16 protein-coding genes are annotated in these 19041 nt (G+C 44.3%); 11 read left to right on the forward strand and 5 right to left on the reverse strand.

Going from position 1 to position 19041, the window contains the following annotated elements; translation table 11 throughout:
- Positions 1 to 14: 14 nt before the first annotated feature.
- The 5 genes from sucC to LEP1GSC050_RS00520 all read right to left on the reverse strand — a co-directional run bounded on the left by sucC (position 15) and on the right by LEP1GSC050_RS00520 (position 5308).
- Complete coding sequence (gene sucC / locus LEP1GSC050_RS00500; protein ID WP_010569110.1) at positions 15 to 1187, reverse strand: ADP-forming succinate--CoA ligase subunit beta; 1173 nt, start codon at positions 1185 to 1187, stop codon at positions 15 to 17.
- 414 nt (positions 1188 to 1601) lie between these two features.
- Entirely contained in the window at positions 1602 to 2045 is a 444-nt protein-coding gene (locus LEP1GSC050_RS00505) for a DoxX family protein (protein ID WP_010569111.1), read from the reverse strand.
- A 312-nt stretch (positions 2046 to 2357) separates the two neighbouring features.
- Complete coding sequence (ruvA, locus tag LEP1GSC050_RS00510; protein WP_010569112.1) at positions 2358 to 2996, reverse strand: Holliday junction branch migration protein RuvA; 639 nt, start codon at positions 2994 to 2996, stop codon at positions 2358 to 2360.
- A gap of 16 nt (positions 2997 to 3012) precedes the next feature.
- Complete coding sequence (locus tag LEP1GSC050_RS00515) at positions 3013 to 4017, reverse strand: hypothetical protein (RefSeq protein ID WP_010569113.1); 1005 nt, start codon at positions 4015 to 4017, stop codon at positions 3013 to 3015.
- Positions 4018 to 4096: 79 nt separating this feature from the next.
- Positions 4097 to 5308 (reverse strand): MBL fold metallo-hydrolase, encoded by a 1212-nt coding sequence (locus tag LEP1GSC050_RS00520; protein WP_010569114.1) that lies wholly within the window; start codon positions 5306 to 5308, stop codon positions 4097 to 4099.
- Position 5309: 1 nt separating this feature from the next.
- On the opposite strand from LEP1GSC050_RS00520, the gene LEP1GSC050_RS00525 reads away from it, so the two are divergent.
- The 11 genes from LEP1GSC050_RS00525 (at position 5310) to rpmE (ending at position 19022) form a co-directional block, all read left to right on the forward strand.
- Positions 5310 to 6248: a fatty acid desaturase family protein gene (locus tag LEP1GSC050_RS00525; protein WP_010569115.1), complete on the forward strand. Its 939-nt coding sequence runs from the start codon at positions 5310 to 5312 to the stop codon at positions 6246 to 6248.
- 6 nt (positions 6249 to 6254) lie between these two features.
- On the forward strand, positions 6255 to 6968 hold the full coding sequence (locus LEP1GSC050_RS00530) for an MgtC/SapB family protein (RefSeq protein ID WP_010569116.1): 714 nt from the start codon (positions 6255 to 6257) through the stop codon (positions 6966 to 6968).
- 619 nt (positions 6969 to 7587) lie between these two features.
- Complete coding sequence (locus LEP1GSC050_RS00535) at positions 7588 to 10692, forward strand: efflux RND transporter permease subunit (RefSeq protein ID WP_010569117.1); 3105 nt, start codon at positions 7588 to 7590, stop codon at positions 10690 to 10692.
- 297 nt (positions 10693 to 10989) lie between these two features.
- A complete protein-coding gene (pyrB, locus tag LEP1GSC050_RS00540) occupies positions 10990 to 11916 on the forward strand; it encodes an aspartate carbamoyltransferase (RefSeq protein WP_010569118.1) in 927 nt (308 codons plus the stop codon).
- A gap of 73 nt (positions 11917 to 11989) precedes the next feature.
- The gene (locus tag LEP1GSC050_RS00545) at positions 11990 to 12349 is read left to right on the forward strand and encodes a DUF2203 domain-containing protein (protein WP_010569119.1); all 360 of its coding nucleotides are present in this window, start codon (positions 11990 to 11992) and stop codon (positions 12347 to 12349) included.
- 5 nt (positions 12350 to 12354) lie between these two features.
- Positions 12355 to 13581 (forward strand): LL-diaminopimelate aminotransferase, encoded by a 1227-nt coding sequence (locus tag LEP1GSC050_RS00550; protein ID WP_010569120.1) that lies wholly within the window; start codon positions 12355 to 12357, stop codon positions 13579 to 13581.
- A gap of 599 nt (positions 13582 to 14180) precedes the next feature.
- A complete protein-coding gene (locus LEP1GSC050_RS00560; protein WP_010569122.1) occupies positions 14181 to 15230 on the forward strand; it encodes an adhesin OmpL37 family surface protein in 1050 nt (349 codons plus the stop codon).
- A gap of 9 nt (positions 15231 to 15239) precedes the next feature.
- Complete coding sequence (locus LEP1GSC050_RS00565) at positions 15240 to 15905, forward strand: hypothetical protein (protein ID WP_010569123.1); 666 nt, start codon at positions 15240 to 15242, stop codon at positions 15903 to 15905.
- A gap of 143 nt (positions 15906 to 16048) precedes the next feature.
- Positions 16049 to 17170 (forward strand): helix-turn-helix domain-containing protein, encoded by a 1122-nt coding sequence (locus LEP1GSC050_RS00570; RefSeq protein WP_010569124.1) that lies wholly within the window; start codon positions 16049 to 16051, stop codon positions 17168 to 17170.
- Between the two features lie 217 nt (positions 17171 to 17387).
- Complete coding sequence (rho, locus tag LEP1GSC050_RS00575; protein ID WP_010569125.1) at positions 17388 to 18797, forward strand: transcription termination factor Rho; 1410 nt, start codon at positions 17388 to 17390, stop codon at positions 18795 to 18797.
- A 24-nt stretch (positions 18798 to 18821) separates the two neighbouring features.
- Entirely contained in the window at positions 18822 to 19022 is a 201-nt protein-coding gene (gene rpmE / locus LEP1GSC050_RS00580) for a 50S ribosomal protein L31 (protein ID WP_010417788.1), read from the forward strand.
- Positions 19023 to 19041 lie beyond the last annotated feature (19 nt).

The raw sequence follows: 19041 nt of genomic DNA on the forward strand, positions 1-19041 counted from the left end.
GTATACCTAATCTCTTATTTAATGGCTTCTGCCACTTTTTTAGCTGCGGTGCGCAGATCTTCTTCCGCGATGATGTTCAGGCCGGATTCGTTCAGGATCCGTTTTCCTTCTTCTGCGTTGGTTCCTTTCAAGCGCACAACTAGGGGAACATTGATATTCACCGCTTTGGCAGCTTCTATGATACCAGTCGCAACTCGATCGCAACGTACGATCCCGCCGAAGATATTTACGAAAATTCCTTTTACGTTCGGATCACCTAAAATTAATTTAAATCCGTTCGTCACTGTGGTTACGTTCGCTCCACCGCCTACATCCAAGAAGTTTGCAGGCTCGGCTCCCGCTAATTTGACGATGTCCATGGTAGCCATCGCGAGACCGGCTCCGTTAACCATACAACCGATATTTCCATCCAGTTTTACATAATTGATATTGTATTCGCTGGCTTTAACTTCCAGAGGATCTTCTTCGGAAATGTCACGGAACGCTGCATTGTCCGGATGACGATAGAGAGCGTTTTCATCCAGGTCCATTTTACAGTCTCCGGCGACGATTTCATTTTCCTTGGTTAAAATCAACGGATTGATTTCCAAGAGCGACGCGTCTTCTTTGATGTAAGCTTGGTAAATGGAAGAAAGTAAAGCTTTGAAGGATTTATGGGATTCTACCGGCAGTTCAAGGTCGAAGGCGAGTTGAGAAGCCTGACTTGGTTGCAATCCGATTCCCGGATCGACGGCGATTTTTAGAATTTTTTCGGGATGAGTTTCTGCAACTTCTTCGATTTCCATACCGCCTTCAGTAGAGGCCATGATAATCGTTTTACGAATCGAGCGATCTAAAAGGATACTAAGGTAGTATTCTTTTGCGATGTTAATTCCTTGTTCCAGATAGACTTTCAGGACCTTCTTTCCTTCATGTCCGGTTTGGGGAGTGATAAGTTGCATGCCTAGAATTTTATCTACTGCGGTAAGAGCGTCATCTTTCGTTTTCGTTACTTTGACTCCTCCGCCTTTTCCACGCCCACCGGCATGGATCTGAGCCTTTACGACTACGACAGGAGTGCCAGTTTTTCCGGATACTTCGTCGTAAGCTTTTGCCCCGTCTGTTTTTTGATCTATAACTACGCCGAAGGGAACCTTCGCGTTATGGCGTCTCAGGATTTCTTTCGCCTGGTACTCATGAATTTTCATTAATTGGCCTTTTTATTGTGGTTAAGAAGGATACGAATCGCTTTTTCTAAGGATTTTCCGCCGGAATTTCCTGTCCATTCCTTTCGTAGAGAATTTACGGAACCGTGAGTTCTGAACAGTTCTTTAGTCGGTTTGATCTTTACGGTTTGCCTAACTTTGCGGCTCGGATTTCTGCGCGGCAGAGTTAGAAGTGATCCAAGAAAATTTGGGTAGGCAAGGGTGTAGGAGCTCCTACAGATTTTAGCGGTTTAAAATGGTTGCGGTAAAATCGATTTTATGAAATAGGGGGCGGGTACCACCGCTTCGCTCCGGCCCCCGCCCAGGAAGGGTGGGGCCTTTTCTGTGAAAATGGACCAGAGGAAAGAGGCTGCCCTCAATGAATTAAATCCTGAGAGAAGGCAGCAGATTTTTTTCTTAGAATAAGGTGAGAATGAACTGATCGAGAGAATACAATCCCCCTCCAGTAACACCGAGTGCCAATGCAATTCCGATCGCTAATATGTGGAATTCAAATCCTTCTCCCTTTTGAGCACCCTGCCAATTAATAAAAAAGCCGTTACTTTTATGAATGAGTGCGGCGCCGAACATGATAATTCCGATACTGATGGCCGAAAAGCGAGTTAGAAAACCCAATAAAACAGCAATAGATCCAAATGATTCGCCGAGTATTACGAGGGCTGCGACGGCAGCAGGGAGGCCTGCCTGCTGGGTTAGGTATCCAAAGGTTCCCTTAAAGCCGTAACCGCCAAACCAGCCTAAAAGTTTTTGAGCGCCATGAGGAAAGATCACGACTGCGAGTGTGATCCGAAGAATCAGGGGGACCAAGTCCTCATTGGTGGAAAGTAAAGTTTCTAACATTGTTCTGCTCCTTATGCCTTGTTCTGAAAAACGAGACAATTAGTTTATGTATTAATACTTTAAATATAAAGTATTTGGATCAAGCCATTTTTTGTTCTAAGGTCTAATTTTTATTAAGATTGAAAGGGGAGTAGCTAGGGATACGTGATGGCTTTTGGTATGTAATAGCAGAATTAATTCTTTTAAGGTAGAAATTACTTTGGCAATACTTGCCTCATTCTACTTGTCCAAGATTTATAAGTCGATTGAACGATGAATCTTGGTTCGGTTGCGACCTACGATTTTCCGTTTATAAAACTCTTCGTAACGCTTTCATAGATTTTTTAGAATTTCCCGAACCAATTCTCCAGTGTCTTGAAACTCTTGCTTTTTTAAGGTTTTTTCGACTTCCTTGAATGCGGATTTATCGTCGAACCCTAACTGAACCAGAGCTTGCACTGCCGTTTCTTTAAATCTATCTTCGGGGGAAGATAATTCTTCGCGTCGGATATCCGAAGGGATGGGATCCGCTGGAGTCCCTTCCAAAAATAGCTCCAGCTTTTTCATATTTTGTTTTACTTCGAAGAAAATCTTTTCCGAGGTTTTGGCTCGGACTTTCGGAATTTTCTCCAGATCCTTTGCCTGACCTGAAGAAGCGATTCTATACAATTCCCAAGGACTAAAGAAAGAAAGCACCTTTAAAGCGGTCATTTCACCGATCCCGTGCAATCCTTTCATTACCTTAAAGAATTCCTTATCGCGTTCATGCAGAAAACCGAATAAACGCTGTCCACGCTCGGTTATCGAATGATGAATATGGAGTCGAATTTCTTTCTTACTGCCGAGAGAGGAATCCTTTAGTTCCAAATAGGTTTTAAACGAAATGGTGATCTCATAGGTCACCCCTTGCACATCCAACTGTACCGTGTTTACTTCTAATTTTCGAATAAAACCTTGGAGTCCGGATATCATCTATCGATTCGTTCCTTTAAAAGGTCGTCCCGGCGGATCCGATCATCTCCATAAAGTCGAAATTCTGGGAGGCTCTTTCTTTACTTCTTCCCGTTGTTAGGATACTTGGCAAGTCTATGTATCCGCCTCTCGCGCCGAATTCTATGAAAAAGGATTTAAACAGGTCGAGTCTAGCTCCTACGTAGGCGGTGAGTCCGTACCCGGACAAATGGAAGTGATTATTTTTTCCTTCCCCGAACAGTCGGACGTCACTTCGGCATATAACCGGTCCGCCCCCTGCGGAACCTACCAAACTGAACGCATGCTCTCCGTCTTTTGAAACCCAAAATGAATTCGTAAAACCGGGTTCGATAAAGAAGAAGTTCAAACCATCGGTATGTTCGAACTTTAAAAAGTCGGGTGTGATGTTCACCGTTTGTCCGCCGCCGTGGTACCCGGCAAACTGATTAAGATTGTTCGGAAACGTATATAGATAAACTGCGGATTCGGGAGAAGTCGCGAATCTAGCTTTTTCTATCGCCAAGGGATCGATATAACCGGATATGGTTCCTGCTTGTCCGGTGGTCATTACGTATTTCATATGGTCTTCTCCGAAGGAGATGAAAAAATGATCCGTAATATAGTACGCGAACTTGAAATTGAACTGAGGAGTTTCCCATAAAGAGAGATTTACATAAGAGGAATCTAAACTTTGGGGTTTGTCCCGTGCATCGACTCCCTTTAAAGTAAAGTGGTATCCGGGGCCTCTAAAGTTGATATCGCTTTGCGAAAAAGCGGTTCTATTATAACCCCATTGAAACGTCCAAGTACCCTTTCTCTCATCGACTCGCCTAACGTTCGCTTTGGGTTTGGAGGAATCCGATTCCTGTTTTACATCGGCCGCAGCGAACGGCACCTCCGTTTTGTCCGGCTCTTTCGACTCTATGTTCGACGTTATAGTAATCGTAGGGATGATTATCAACGCTAGATAATAAGCGAACTTTCCGTTTAGGGTTGTTTCGGGGAAAAACTTATTTTTCATTTCTCTGGTACCTTTGGCTTTGTTTCGAAAATACCAGAATTCATAAAATGAAATATGACGCCAGATTTTTTCCCTATACTTATTCTAAATCGATGCCGCTACCGATCGTCCAAGGAACCACTCTGACCCCGTTTTTATTTCCCCAGGATATACCAGTATATAAGGGATTTAACCCTTTTATGTCCGGAATTTCGGGAAAATTAAGTTTTCCTTTTAAATCCAATACAGGCTCTTGCGGGAGATCGTCCCCGAGAGGAAAGGTTCCCCAGTGAATGGGAGCGAACGATTTGGCACCCAAGTCTATCGAAGCTGTAAGAGCCTCGTCCGGACCGATATGCGCGTGTTTCATAAACCATCTGGGTTTATATGCTCCGATCGGAAGAAATGCCAAATCGATAGGTTTTCCTAAAAGCTTTGCGATTTCCTTAAAGTGAATGGAGTAACCTGTGTCCCCTGCAAAGTAGATCAGTTTACCGGCTGCCTCGATGACATAACTTCCCCAAAAATATTGGTTCGTATCATTAACTCCCATGCGACTCCAGTGGTACGCCGGAAGAAATATTATCTTTACGAAATCATAATGGGTTACTTGGCCGATTTCCTGGACTTGCGCTAGGCCGAGCTTTTCATCTTCCGAGAAGGCTTTCATTCCGGACGGTAGCAGGATTTTTAAATTAGGGTTTTTAGAGCGTAGAAAACGGAGACTGTCCCGATCCAAATGGTCCCTATGAGCATGACTGACGATCGCGAAATCCACCGCGGGAAGAGATTCTTTCGGAATCGGCAAAGGAACCCAGCGGTCTACCAAAACCGGTGTCGGAGATTCAAAGATAGGATCGGTCAGTATATTGATCGTTTTTCCTTTTTGAGTTATGGAAATCCAGATCGTGGAATGACCTAACCATACGGTTCTGATCCTTCCCTCCGCTGCGATCAAGTCTCCTGCAGATCTTTCTAATATCAAAGGTAATTCGTTACTCAGTCCCTTGACTGCGGGAGGATCATGCGGACCGAACAGTTTCCATTTTAATACGGAAAATAAGGATTTGCCGACGAGTTCTTCGTCGGGAGCCAAGTTTCTATACCGGCCATCTTTATAACTAGGGGAAGAAACACGATCAGGATCTAACGGAAAGCACCCTGCAATTCCAATAAGAAGTAGAGAAAAAATCGTAGCTTGTCTAGCTTTTATCATATCGTTAACTTGGACCGATCGTGTATAAAACAGGAGGCAATTTTTTCCTGTCGAAACGATTGCCGCCCAAACTGGAGAATTAGAATAGGAAATCAAGATGTCTTTTTCTTCGGCGATTCCAGCAAGAGATCTTCCTACCAGCTTGAATGTCAGGTTGGCCTGGCTATTCTTATTCTTTTTTGGATGCTTCTATTATGCTATACCGATCTTTCTAGCTCGATCTCCCGTCGCGTTTTGGATCGGATTGCCGGTTGCGATATTGACTGGACCATTGTCTTATGCGCTTTGGAATTTAATCCATGAAAGCATCCACGGAAATTTTTCCAATAATCGTTCCCAAAATCAATTTTGGGGAAGATGTCTTGCGATTCTATTCGGAACTCAATTTGCCGTATTGAAAGCCGGCCATTTGATGCATCATAAATACAATCGGGAAGTAGGAGATCGGATTGAATTCTTTGAGCTGAGGTCCGCCTATCCTCGCTGGCTACAAAGTTTGCGGTATTATTTTAGGATCACCCTTGCAACGTACTGTTTTGAGGTCTTGGTCGGTTTATTTTTAGCATTACCGACCAATCTAACAAAACCGATTTCTACCAAGATCTCGAAACTTCCGATCGAAGAAGCATTCTTCAAGTGGGTGTACAAGCCGGAAATTCTGAGCGAAATCAGAAAAGATTTATTTTTTACGGCGATGATTTACGCTCCTTCCGTTTGGCTTTTCGGAAAACACTGCTGGATTCTATGTATTGCGCTATTGCTTAGAGCATTCTTTGTTTCTTTTTTCGATAACGCCTACCATTATGGGAAGGAGATCGATGATAAGAACTCGGCGTATAATTTGTATTTGCCGTTTCGATTAAGCGGGTATTTTTTTCATTTCAATTATCATCGAATTCATCACAGATTTCCCGGAGTGCCATGGAACCGATTGCCCGTGCAAATGGAAGCGAGCGGGGATATTTGGGATCGAGGATTTTGGGGACAGGCTTGGAGTCAATGGGGCGGTTTGTTGGACGAGCCGAGAAAAGATTAGGATAACATGGAAGCATTTCATAAAATTAATATTATATCTTTGTTGGATACGATCATAAGCTTAAGCGCCGCTTTTGTTCTTGGCGGACTGATCGGGTTGGAAAGACAGTATCGGCAAAGAACGGCGGGTTTGCGGACGAACGTACTTGTGTCGGTAGGATCTGCAATTTTTGTAGACGCGGCAAATCGACTGAATGGGCATGAGGGCGCAGTTCACGTAATGGCTTATGTTGTTTCGGGAATCGGTTTTCTTGGCGCAGGGGTGATCATGCGTGGGGACGGTAATGTCCGCGGTTTGAATACCGCTGCAACTCTTTGGACTTCCGCTGCAGTAGGGGCTTGCGCCGGAGCGGACCTTCTTTTAGAAGCATTTCTAGGTTCTGCCTTCGTACTTGCGACCAATACGTTATTAAGGCCGATCGTGAACCGTATTAATCGTCAACCTTTGGATACTAGATTCGTAGAAGCGACGACTACTATGAATGTAATTACAGGAAGGGAAAAACATAAGGAGGCGCTGCAACTATTGGAACAATTCTTGGAGCAGGCCAACTACCCGGTTCGGGACCTCATTATCAGTCCGTTCGGGAGCGATTTAGTTCAGATCCGAGCGGTTTTAGTTTCTACTTCCGTTGAAGGAGTGGAGTTGGATAGTCTGGTTGAAGAGCTGACTAAACAAGATAGCATTAAACAGGCATTTTGGACGAGTACGACGGAATGAGTCGAGTTATAGTTTCTCCCGAACGAATTTTATATTTCGGCAAGAATGATAGTTTGATATCGGATGAATTATTTAACGTATTTATTCTGTTTAAATAATAGCATTTATTAAATCCGATCTTCGAAAGATTGCATAACTCGCCTCAGTATAATTACTAAAAACGTTGGCATAGTTTTCGGGAGCCGAATTGATATCTTACTAGACTTTAAAGCGATGGAATTTTAAGAAATACGACTTATATAAAAAGGAATTCATTCGAAGCATCTAATGAGATGCATATTTTGAAATTTCTGAAATACTGTTAGCCGTCTTAAATAAAAAAATCGAATATAAATCGGCAGAAAAAGTTTGGGGATTTTCGCGCATTAGGTTGGTATTAAAATCGGGCCATTTAATTAGTCCTCGGTCTAGCGTGAAAGTATCCGCTATTATTGAGCTACGCCTTTACTATCAGCAGAATCGTACTTGAATCTCAGTTATTCGAGACACAAATAAAAATTTGAATTCCGATTCCGGTAGAATCCGGTCTTTCAAATTTGCTGCGTCTATTTTTTCCTTCCCTTGACCTCACCGTGATTTTTGTCAGTTTTGCCAAACAAACCTACGGATTTAGGAACTAATGAGAGCAATTATAGAATCATTTATTAAGAACCGATTATTCTTTTATCTAGGAACTAGCTTTGTCTTCCTAGCGGGAATCGTATCTTTGTTAGGTTTACGCCGAGATACATTTCCTAATGTGGATATGAAGCAGCTCGTGATTACCACGAAATTTCCGGGAGCCTCACCGGCCGATGTGGAGCTTCGAGTCACATATCCGATCGAAGAGAAAATTAAGGAAATCGACGGAATAGACGAAATACGTTCTTTTTCGAGAAATTCCGCATCGGATATAGATGTTCGGGTTAGTCTGGAAGAAAAGGATCCTGAAAAGATTTTAGACGAGATTCGCCGTGCGGTAGACAATGCGATTTCCGAATTCCCGCCTCAAGTTACGGAGAAACCGAAAATCATAGAAAGAAAATCAAGTTCGTATCCGGTTTTGGAATTTTCCGTTTTTGGGGGAAAAGACGAAATCGAACTACACACAACGGCCGAGTTTTTGGAAAGAGAGCTAGAAAAAATTTCCGGAGTGGCTCGCGTGGACGTCTTCGGAAAGAGGGATCGTGAATGGCAGATATTGGTGAACGCGAATCGATTGAAGCATTATCAATTGGATCTTTCCGATATTACCACTGCGATTCGAAATAGAAATGTGAATTTACCGGCCGGGTCCGTGGATTCCGAGACGGCGTTCGACCTTAGAATCGACGGAGAATTTAGAAATCCATCCGATATTTATAAAATTCCGATTCGCACCAACGATCTTTTCTCCAAAGTCGAATTGGGGAGTCTCGCTCGAGTCGAAGATACTTTTGAATATCCCAGATTTCTCGCAATTGCGAACGGAAAGCAAGGTCTGATTCTTTCCGTGGTAAAAAAGGAGAGAGCCGACGCGATAGATGTGGCCGATCATGTGCGTAAGCGTTTGGCCGAATTGGAAAAAACAGCTCCGCCTGAAATTAAAACCGTGATGTTAAGCGACGAAGCAAAGCGGACCAGTAAGCGTTTGGATATCGTTTCCAATAATGCCTTAATCGGATTTTGCATCGTTTTCGGTATCCTGTTTCTTTTCCTGGATTTCAGAACGGCTACGATTACTTCTTTATCGCTTCCTATTTCCATGTTAATGACTTTTGCCGTGCTTCCTTTTTTCGACGTATCCTTCAATATGATTTCCATGATGGGATTGATCATAGCTCTCGGAATGCTCGTCGACAACTCGATCGTGATCTCGGAGAATATTTACACGTATCTCGGAAAGAATATGGATTCGTTTACTGCATCCGTTAAAGGTACTCTGGAAATGCTGGTTCCGATTTTCGGATCATACCTTACGACGGTTGCCGCGTTTCTTCCGATGCTTTTTATGTCCGGAGTTATGGGAAAGTTCGTTTGGCAGATTCCTCTCGTAGTGATTGTTGCTTTGACGGCTAGTTTGATAGAATCCTTTTTATTTTTGCCGGCACGGATCACCGCATTCGCAAAAACTCCGGACCAATTAAAGCGGACGACCGGTTTTAGAAAAACCTTGGACGCTTTCTTTCATAGAATGGAGGAGCGCTTTTCCGATTTCGTAGCATTTACGTTACGTCATAAATATTCCTCTTTCATAACCATCTTGATTCTGATTCTGGCCTCCTTCGTGGCGTTGAGCCGGATGAAGTTCATTCTTTTTCCTAAGGAAGATATAGAAATTTTTACCGTTAAAGCGGAATTTCCCAGCTCGTTTCGAATCTATCAAACTAGGGAAAAAATGAAATACATGGAGACGATTATTAAAAGAATTCCGCCGGACGAACTCGTAAGCTATTCCATTAAAATCGGAGTTCAACAGACCGATCCGGAAGATCCGCTTTCGCGATACGGGGAAAATCTTGGGGTGATTTTGGTTTATCTGACGCCCGAATCGGAAAGAAAAAGAAAAGCGGGAGAAATCCTTGCTTCTCTAGAATCGGATTTTCGTAAGACTCCTAGTTTAGTGGACGTTTATATGGAGGAATTCGGGGCGGCCCCTCCGATCGGCGCGCCGATTACGGTTTCAATATTAGGAAAAGATTATAAGGATTTGACGAAAGTTTCTGCGGAATTGCAGACTTTTCTGAAGACGATTCCGGGCGTCCATTCGGTTAGAGACGATTATCGGTACGGTCGCAAACAGATGCAAGTTCGGTTGGACGAAGGTTTGGAAAGTTTTACCGGAGTCTCTACTTTCGCGGCGGCAAATATGCTTCGAACGGCGTACGACGGGGAACGAGCAGGAACCGTAAGAAAGGGGCGAACTAAGATTTATCTTCGAGTCATGTACGATAAGGATTTTAGAAAAAATCCGGATGAGATCAAGCACATTCCGCTGCGGAATAAAGCGGGAAATATTACCCATTTGTCCAAGATTTCAAAAATGGAGCTGGTCGATTCCCCCGAACTTCTATCTCATAGGGAGTTTGAAAGGGCAATAACGGTGAATGCGGAGATCAAGGTCGATCAAATTACGGCTCACGAAGCGAATTCGAAAATTATAGAAGTCTTTAAACCTTTGATAGAGCGCCAATATCCCGGAATCTCGCTTGCATTCGGTGGGGAAGAAAAGGATACACAAAGATCCATGGAATCTCTAGGAAAGGCCGGCCTTTTGGCGCTATTCGGAATTTTCGCCATTTTAGCTTTGACGATGCAGAATTTTTGGAAACCTTTCCTGATTCTGAGCACGATTCCGTTAGGGATCATGGGAATCGTACTAGGTTTTCCTCTTTCAGGTAAGTCGATCAGCTTCCTTGCAATGATCGGGATTATCGGACTCGCCGGCGTGCTTGTAAACGCATCCATCGTACTTGTGGATTGCATCGATTCGATTCAAAAGGGATCCACGGATTCTATGGACGAAATTCTGTTGGAAGCAAGTCGAAGGAGATTTCGACCAATTCTTTTAACAACGCTTACGACGGTTGCGGGAATTCTTCCGACGGCCTACGGTCTAGGTGGAACGGATCCGGTCCTAGTTCCGATGACTTTAGCTTTAGGTTGGGGACTTGGGTTCGGCACATTGGGAAGTCTACTTTATGTGCCGGTAACTCTTTCAGTTTTTCACCGGTTTGCTTCGAAAAAAAAGAAGGTTCATCATTAGAAGCAGGGTGGCGTTGAATCGATTCGATTGGAATTAGATTCTCCAACCGATTTTGAATTTTCGCGACAGGGATGCGAAGGGCAAAGTCCGGACGCGTGGTTCATAGGGTAGGTTGCCGCTCGGGTGCATTTAAGCGCACGGATGAGCGGGACTCCGCGAACCCGTAGCAGCCCGGTCCTGCCTAAGCAGGAGTCGCCCTAAGACCTTCGTTTATTAAATAGAACGGCGTCGAATGAATCTTTTTTCGTATCTAAATCTCTTGCGTACCATTCCCCTCGCCTGATCCTGTCCAATGGAATGTCGTACGATCATAAGAATATTCTAGATACGGAACAATTCTCCAAAGAAGACCTTGATTTCCTAGTGAAGCAAACTAGGGAAATGGAACGTTTGATGGAGGCCGGTAAGGCCTTCGGAATCCTGGAAGGAAAACTTCTGGCTTCGCTCTTCTTTGAGGCTTCTACTCGGACCCGATTGTCTTTCGAAGCCGCCATGGAGCGACTGGGGGGAAGAGTCATTTCCACGGTGGGCTTTCAATTCTCATCCATTTCGAAAGGTGAAACCCTATATGATACGATGAAAATGGTCGAAGCGTATGCGGACATCGCGGTGATTCGACATCCTGTGGAAGGTTCTTCCAGAATCGCAGCCGGTGCGGTAAGTATTCCAGTGATTAATGCAGGTGACGGAGCGGGACAACATCCGACTCAGGCGTTATTGGATTTGTATACGATCATTTCCGAAAAAGGGAAATTGGACGGGCTGGTGCTTGCGTTTATCGGAGATTTAAAATACGGCCGAACGATCCATAGTCTTATCAATCTATTGCGCCACTATAAAGTACATTTGTATCTTATCTCTCCGCCGGAACTTGCTCTTCCAGATTCTTATAAGAAAGGTCTTTCCGGTTTTCCGATCTCTTTCGAAGAAAGCGAGGACATCAAAAAAGTCTGGGAATGCGACGTCGCCTATGTGACTCGAATTCAAGAGGAACGATTTCCCGATCACAGAGAATTCGAGAGATTAAAGGAATCCTTTAAGGTAAATAAGGAACTCATTCTTGCGTCTAAGAAAGATACGACGATATTGCACCCGCTTCCTAGAGTGAATGAGCTTTCGACCGACGTTGACGATCTACCGAACGCGGCCTATTTTCGCCAGGCAAAATACGGTGTCGTAAGCAGAATGACTTTGCTTTGCCTTTCTCTTGGAGTGAAGTTCTGATCGATATTTTGCTTGTCGCAATTGTTTCGAATCGCACTGGAATCAAAATCCCCCAAGCAAAGCCTTATTCTTAATGGAACGGAAAATCTGGACATACGAAGAAGCCCGTAAAATTCTACCTTATGTTAGGTCGATTACCGAAGAATTTTACTCGTCCGTTAATGAATTACATCGAGAACTCAAAGAAGAAATATTAAGAGAAAACGAGTTGGAGGCTAAAGAAAGCCAACTCGAAGAATTGTTAATCGAATGGGCCGAGAAGATCCGCGAACTAGGGATCGAAGTTAAAGGACTTTGGTTAGTCGATTTCGATAACGGAAGAGGATATTATTGTTGGCATCTGGGAGAGGAGGATCTCCTCTTCGAACACGGGTACGACGAAGGCTTTTCCGGACGAAGGCCGATCGACGATAATGACGAGGAAAACGAATAAAGAGTATGGCGAATATCAACGAGAACTATTTGAAATTAAAAGCCGGGTATCTATTTCCGGAGATCGGACGCAGGGTTAAAGCGTATTCCGAGAAAAATCCCAGCGCAAAAATTATCCGTTTAGGGATCGGAGACGTTACTCTGCCGTTAGCGCCGTCCGTAGTCGATGCCTTGGTAAAATCCTCTCAAGAAATGGGAACGTCGCAAGGGTTTCATGGATATGGACCGGAACAAGGGTATTCTTTTCTCTTAAAAGCGATCGCGGAGAACGATTACGCTTCATTAGGCGTAACCTTGGACGAAAGTGAAATTTTCGTTTCCGACGGTTCCAAATGCGATTGCGGAAACATTCAAGAAATCTTTTCCGCAGACGCGAAGATCGCTATCGGAGATCCAGTATACCCCGTTTACGTGGATACGAACGTTATGGCAGGTCGCACCGGCGAAGCGGGACCTGACGGGCGTTATGCGAATTTGATTTATATGCCCGCGACGAAAGAGAACGGATTCCAACCGGAATTTCCGAAAGAACGTCCTGATTTAATTTACCTCTGTTTCCCGAACAATCCGACCGGAACAGTCGCTTCTAAGGAAGCTCTGAAAGGATGGGTCGATTTCGCAAAAAAAAATCGGAGCATTATTCTTTACGACTCTGCGTACGAGGCTTTTATTTCCGAACCTGGAATTCCTCGTTCGATTTATGAAATAGAAGGAGCGAGAGAAGTCGCGATCGAGTTCAGATCCTTTTCCAAGACTGCGGGCTTTACGGGTTTACGGTGTGCGTATATCGTAATTCCGAAAGAGCTGAAAGGCAAGACAAGGGACGGTCAAGAAATATCAATCGCCTCGCTTTGGAGTCGACGTCATACGACCAAATTCAACGGAGTTTCTTACGTGACTCAAAAAGCCGCCGAGGCAATTTACTCGACTCAGGGAAAGAAAGAAATTCGAGAAAATATCGCTTATTACATGGAAAACGCAAAAGCGATTCGAGAAGGACTGCAAAATGTCGGTTATGACGTGTTTGGTGGAATAAACGCGCCCTATATTTGGCTAAAAACTCCTGACCATTTAAGTTCTTGGGATTTCTTTGATCGATTACTAGATAAGGCGCAGGTCGTCGGAACTCCCGGTTCCGGATTCGGTCCTGCCGGGGAAGGTTATTTCAGACTTTCCGCATTCGGTAAGAAAGAGGACGTGGTCGAGGCCATTCGAAGAATTTCGGCTCTCTGAGAGTTTCGTTAGTAAATGGAAACTTGAAGGAAACAGTTTGTGGGAGCTCCTACAACGCATAGAGGCGGAAAGTAGTTGCCGTCTTCGCTGTTTTGTGAAATAGGGACGGGTACCGCCGCTTCGCTCCGGCCCCCGCCCAGGAAGGGCGGGGAATTTCTCGCTCTCGAGCAACCGCGCAATGGGCTAGCAGAGTCATGCGCGGAAATCTAACCAATGTTACTATGGGCAAAGGATCCAGGAATCTAGGTCGCCCGTACATTCTTTCCTTTCACTTTTCACACCGGGAACTATTTCGCAGAAGGAAACAGTTTGTGGGAGCTCCTACAATTCATAGAAACGGAAAGTAGTTGCCGTCTTCGCTGTTTTGTGAAATAGGGACGGGTACCGCCGCTTCGCTCCGGCCCCCGCCCAGGAAGGGCGGGGAATTTCTCGCTCTCAAGCAACCACGCATAGACCACTTACTCCCGGGATTACGAAAAATCGAAGTCGGGGGCGATTTTTTAGGGGAATTTACTATAAGGCTTGGGATCCAATTTAGAGAATTCCAAAAAAAATGGTAAATTTTTTCATTCTTACCGATAGTAGAGAGGTAGAACGCCATGGGTCTGAATCGTTTTAGAATCTTAGTCATACTCTTCTCGGCTTTAGTCGTTAGCGGATTGTCGGATCGAGTCCTCGGAGTATCCCCGGATCAGACCAACTTGGCTATCTTGATAGACGAAAATAAGCTGAATCTGAAATTTATCAATATTTGCGCAAGTAACCTCACTCCCCAACTCACGGAAGAAAAGAATACTAAGCCGCAAACCAATGCACCCACCGCTGCGGAAAACGCTCAGGGCGGGCAGACCCCCTCCGGCTCAACCCCTGCCGGCGAAGAAGAACTTTATAAAAAACTGAATACGTTTGATAATTATCGTTCCTTTCGAAAAGCGAATCAGGCGGATTTTAACGGAAATATGTGGTATTTTCAGGGGAACTACAGTCTTTCGTATAAGAATCTTAAGTCCGCTCAAGGCGAAATGAAGGATCTCTTTCAAGTCGTCCATGAAAATTACGTTCGTACCGCGCGCATCCTGTTGGAAGCCGCCTCTCCTTTAATTATCCGCTCTAACGATAAGATTGCGCAACATTTACTGAAGCTGGGTTTTAGGGATTTAAAATCCTCCGAGGATAGTTTCACGACGGCTTATAATTCTTCGCCGCACCAATATAGAGTGAAGCTTGTTTTGCACGGGGACGGGATTAGGATTGCCCGTAGGGCAAAACGTTTTGCCATTTTGGCCATGATTTCCGCAAAGACTCCGAACGACGATAAAGCCGAATATCAATTCGTGAATCTAGATGAAATGAGAAACGCAGCCGAAAAAGAAAATATATCCGATTACGATAGAATTAGAAATACATTAATCGATTATATCGATAACGAACTGATTACCCAAAAGATCGTCCCTCCCGGTGAAGGAAAAAGTAATCCGATCGATTTGTTGGAAACACACGACGATAATTATAGTTTTATAACAAGCGGGCGTGTCTCTTTCTTGGAAAAAAGTAACGAAGAAATTCGTTCCGATGATATGAATAGAAAGGAAGCGCTGCCTCAAGTGCCTTCCGCGAACGGAGCAACACCCGCGGCGACGGGGAAATAACTCGATCTTATGGATTTACCGACTCCTTCCGAAATTCTTGCCCTTCGAGGTAAGAGAAAATCATGGAAGTGGATAGTGATTTTCGCCGGCTTGGCTCTGGGGCTTTTTGCTTGGGAGCAAGTGGATTCTTCCCAGTCTCTTACGTTTCGGGAGCGGAAAAAAAGCGTAGACTCTAAAGTTCGCATACTGCGGGAAATGAGACGTTCTTTTCATTCGGTCGAGCTAGAAAAGGATTTAGAACGCGTAGAATCGTACTCCTCCGATCTTGAATCGATGACCCGAGCTGGAACCGCACAGGAGCGATCGGATGCTTTATCGACTCTCGAAAGAAAACTTCCGGAAGTATTAAAACGATGGTCGGAATTTGCGGAAAATTTCTCCTCTAAACTTCTGCAATATGCAGTCAGGGAAACTCAATTACTCAAAATCGATTCGCCGGATCGACACCATCTAACCGCAAAAGAAAACGCGCTTGCCAATAATTATTTCCGTATGGCGAGAGAAGAATGGATTTCCGGAAATAAGTTTCATCGAGACGGAAATTACCTGTATGCACTCATACTGTATAAACGTTCTTTAAAATACTCGCTTTCCTGTCTAAAAACCTCTAAGTTACCCGTTCCCGAGGAATTTCAAAATGCCGGAGAGAGACCCCTTGACAAGATTAATCGTTAAGTAGCACTCTCTAACTCCGCTAAAATTTTTTCCGACCGACAAAAAACTCCTTTCTTCGAGAAAAAAAAGGGAAGAATTTTCCCGGTAAATCGGGAATAGAAGTCATTTCAGGGAAATTCTTTTTCCCGATGCCACGCTAACTAATGAGAATCGAAGGTCTCTATAAACATTTTTTATACACTCCGACGAACTTTCTTCCCGTTTGGGAAGAAAGTGACGGTTTGCTGGGCCTTCTTCCTAAAGAAACGATTCTGATGGAATTAGCCGACTTAAGTGTGGCGGATCGTGAATTTACCCGAATTCCGGAAGAATATTTGATTCGGGAAATACCAGAGAGTCTCCTCGGATACTTTCAAAAACAAAGAACGATTCCCGTTTTAAATTCATTTGGAGAAAGAAAGGATGAGTGGGATAAGCCTCGTTTGATGGCGGAGCTTAGTCGTTCTTCTTGGGTCGCAAAGGGGGGTGAAAAGCCGGCTCAGCAAAGCTTGGAATCGAAAGAAGAAGACCGGACAAAGCAAAGCCAATGGTTTATGGAAGTGATTCTACAGAATTTTCCGGATGGCTTATTGGCGACGGATTTGGACGGACACGCGGTTTTTTACAATGAGACCTTTGAAACAGATATTCTAACTCGGAAATGGTTTCGAGACAGCATTCTATACGCTGAAAAACTCTTAAAGGAAATGTCTAAGGATCTACTGGGAAATTATCTAAAAACGCATGAATTGCGTTTGGATGAGGGGAAGATTTCCGTTCAAACATTTGTACAAGATTTGGAATCTTTGGTAAGAGTATCCATATTACGGCAAAAGGGGAAACCCTTGGGTTACCTATATCATTTTTCTCCTATCCGGGCCAAGCTTAACTCCCAAGACGAAGATGGCATGGAATTTCCTTCCGTGACCGAAGCATTCAGTCAAAAACTTCCTTTAGAGACGATGTTAAAAGAAGTAGAAGGAAGCTACATATATCATACTCTAAAGCGAAATCAGGAAAACGTTTCTCATGCGGCCTTAGACCTGGGGGTGCCGAGAACAACTTTGCAGAACAGAATCAAGTTTTTGGATCTGGGGGTCCGATTTAAATTGAACAAGGACCAACCGATTCCGAGAAAAAAAGCAGGTAAATCGAACTCTTCAAAGAAGCCCCAGACTTCTTCTAAGCCTATTCCTTTAGAAACAAAACCCAAAATCGCAGCTAAGAAGAAGCATTTTGCTCCGAAAAAGAAAGTAACTTCCAAAAAAAAGACCAAGGGAAAATAATTTCATTGACACCGCGTATGTTCACGAAATAGTCCAAAGTAAGAGCCGACCTCCGTTCCCTTCTCAGAGCCGATCCCCGCACAGAGAATAAATGGGTTTTCGGGGCGACTTAAGAAACCGATCTTTCCGGATCCTCAATAACCCGCTCTTAATCATAAAAAATAAACACTGGAAGGCGTATTAGCGTACACCTTTTATAAAATCTAATGGTATCCTGATGGCTAACCCAAGAAGAGACTCTAAGCCCAAACTCAATACAGACAATCAAAACGATTATCACGAAGACGAACCAAGTTTTCCGGAAGATGATCCCGAAACAGCAGAGATCCGTTCTAGAAAGCGTCGAAGAGGCGCATATGACGGACCAAGCCCTGCCCCAATCGATCTGGTCGCTTTAAAGAAGACATCTATTTCCGAACTGATCGAAGTCGCAAAGGATCTCGGTGTCGAAAACACCGGCGGACTTAAAAAGCAGAATCTGATTTTTGCCATTCTCCAGGCTCAGGCTGAGCGAGACGGGCAGGTTCATGCGGCAGGGGTCATGGAACGACTCCCTGACGGTTATGGATTTCTTCGTTCTCCGGACTATAACTATGTTCCTGGCCCGGATGATATCTATGTATCTCCGTCTCAAATCAAATTATTCGGTCTTAGAACCGGAGATACGGTAGAAGGTCAGATTCGTCCTCCCAAGGAATCGGAAAGATTCTTTGCCATGCTTCGAGTCGAGACGGTTAACGGATACACTCCCGATGTCGCGAGCAAGAGAGCTCTTTTCGATAACCTAACTCCGTTATACCCAAACGAAAGATTGAGAATGGAACATGATCCGTCTCAGTTAGATACACGTATCGTGGATTTGATGTGCCCGATCGGAAAAGGCCAACGCGCATTGATCGTCGCTCCCCCGCGGACCGGTAAAACGATTTTGATGCAAAACGTTGCAAATGCGATCACCCGTAATCACCCGGAAGTCACCTTAATCGTTCTTTTGATCGATGAGCGTCCGGAAGAGGTTACCGACATGGCACGAAACGTTCGGGGAGAAGTCGTAAGTTCCACTTTTGACGAACCCGCGACTCGTCACGTTCAGGTGGCGGAGATGGTAATCGAAAAGGCGAAACGTCTCGTGGAACACGGAAGAGACGTGGTCATTCTTTTGGATTCGATCACCCGATTGGCCCGCGCCTATAACCAAGTGATTCCGACTTCCGGAAAAATTCTTTCAGGTGGTGTGGATTCCAACGCCCTTCACAAGCCGAAGCGTTTTTTCGGTGCCGCCAGAAACATAGAAGAGGGCGGTTCTTTGACAATTATCGCGACTGCACTCGTCGATACCGGATCCAAGATGGACGAGGTTATTTTCGAGGAATTTAAAGGAACCGGTAATATGGAAATCCATCTCGATCGTAAGCTTTCCGACAAACGAATCTTCCCGGCAATCGACATAAACAAATCCGGAACCAGAAAAGAGGAACTGCTTTTGCCGAAGGAGATCCTTCAGAAGGTCTTTGTTCTCCGAAAAGTACTTTCTCCCATGAGTATCACGGAAAGCATGGAATTATTGCTAGAAAAAATGCGGCAATCAAAAACAAATGAAGCCTTTTTGGCCAGCATGAACGCCTAATTAGTAGGAGGATTGGAAAAAATTATGAAAACTGGTATTCATCCAAAATACGCAGAAGCTAAGATCCGTTGTGCATGCGGAGCGGTTTACGAGACTCGTACTACGGTAGGGGATATTCATGTGGAGATTTGCTCCGCTTGCCATCCTTACTTTACCGGTAAATCCAAAGTTCTGGATACGGCTGGTCGCGTAGATAAATTCAAGAAAAAATATAAGATGAAGTAAGCTTCCGATTTCTATGTCG

Origin of the sequence: Leptospira broomii serovar Hurstbridge str. 5399 (assembly GCF_000243715.2) — a bacterium.
GTDB lineage: Bacteria > Spirochaetota > Leptospiria > Leptospirales > Leptospiraceae > Leptospira_B > Leptospira_B broomii.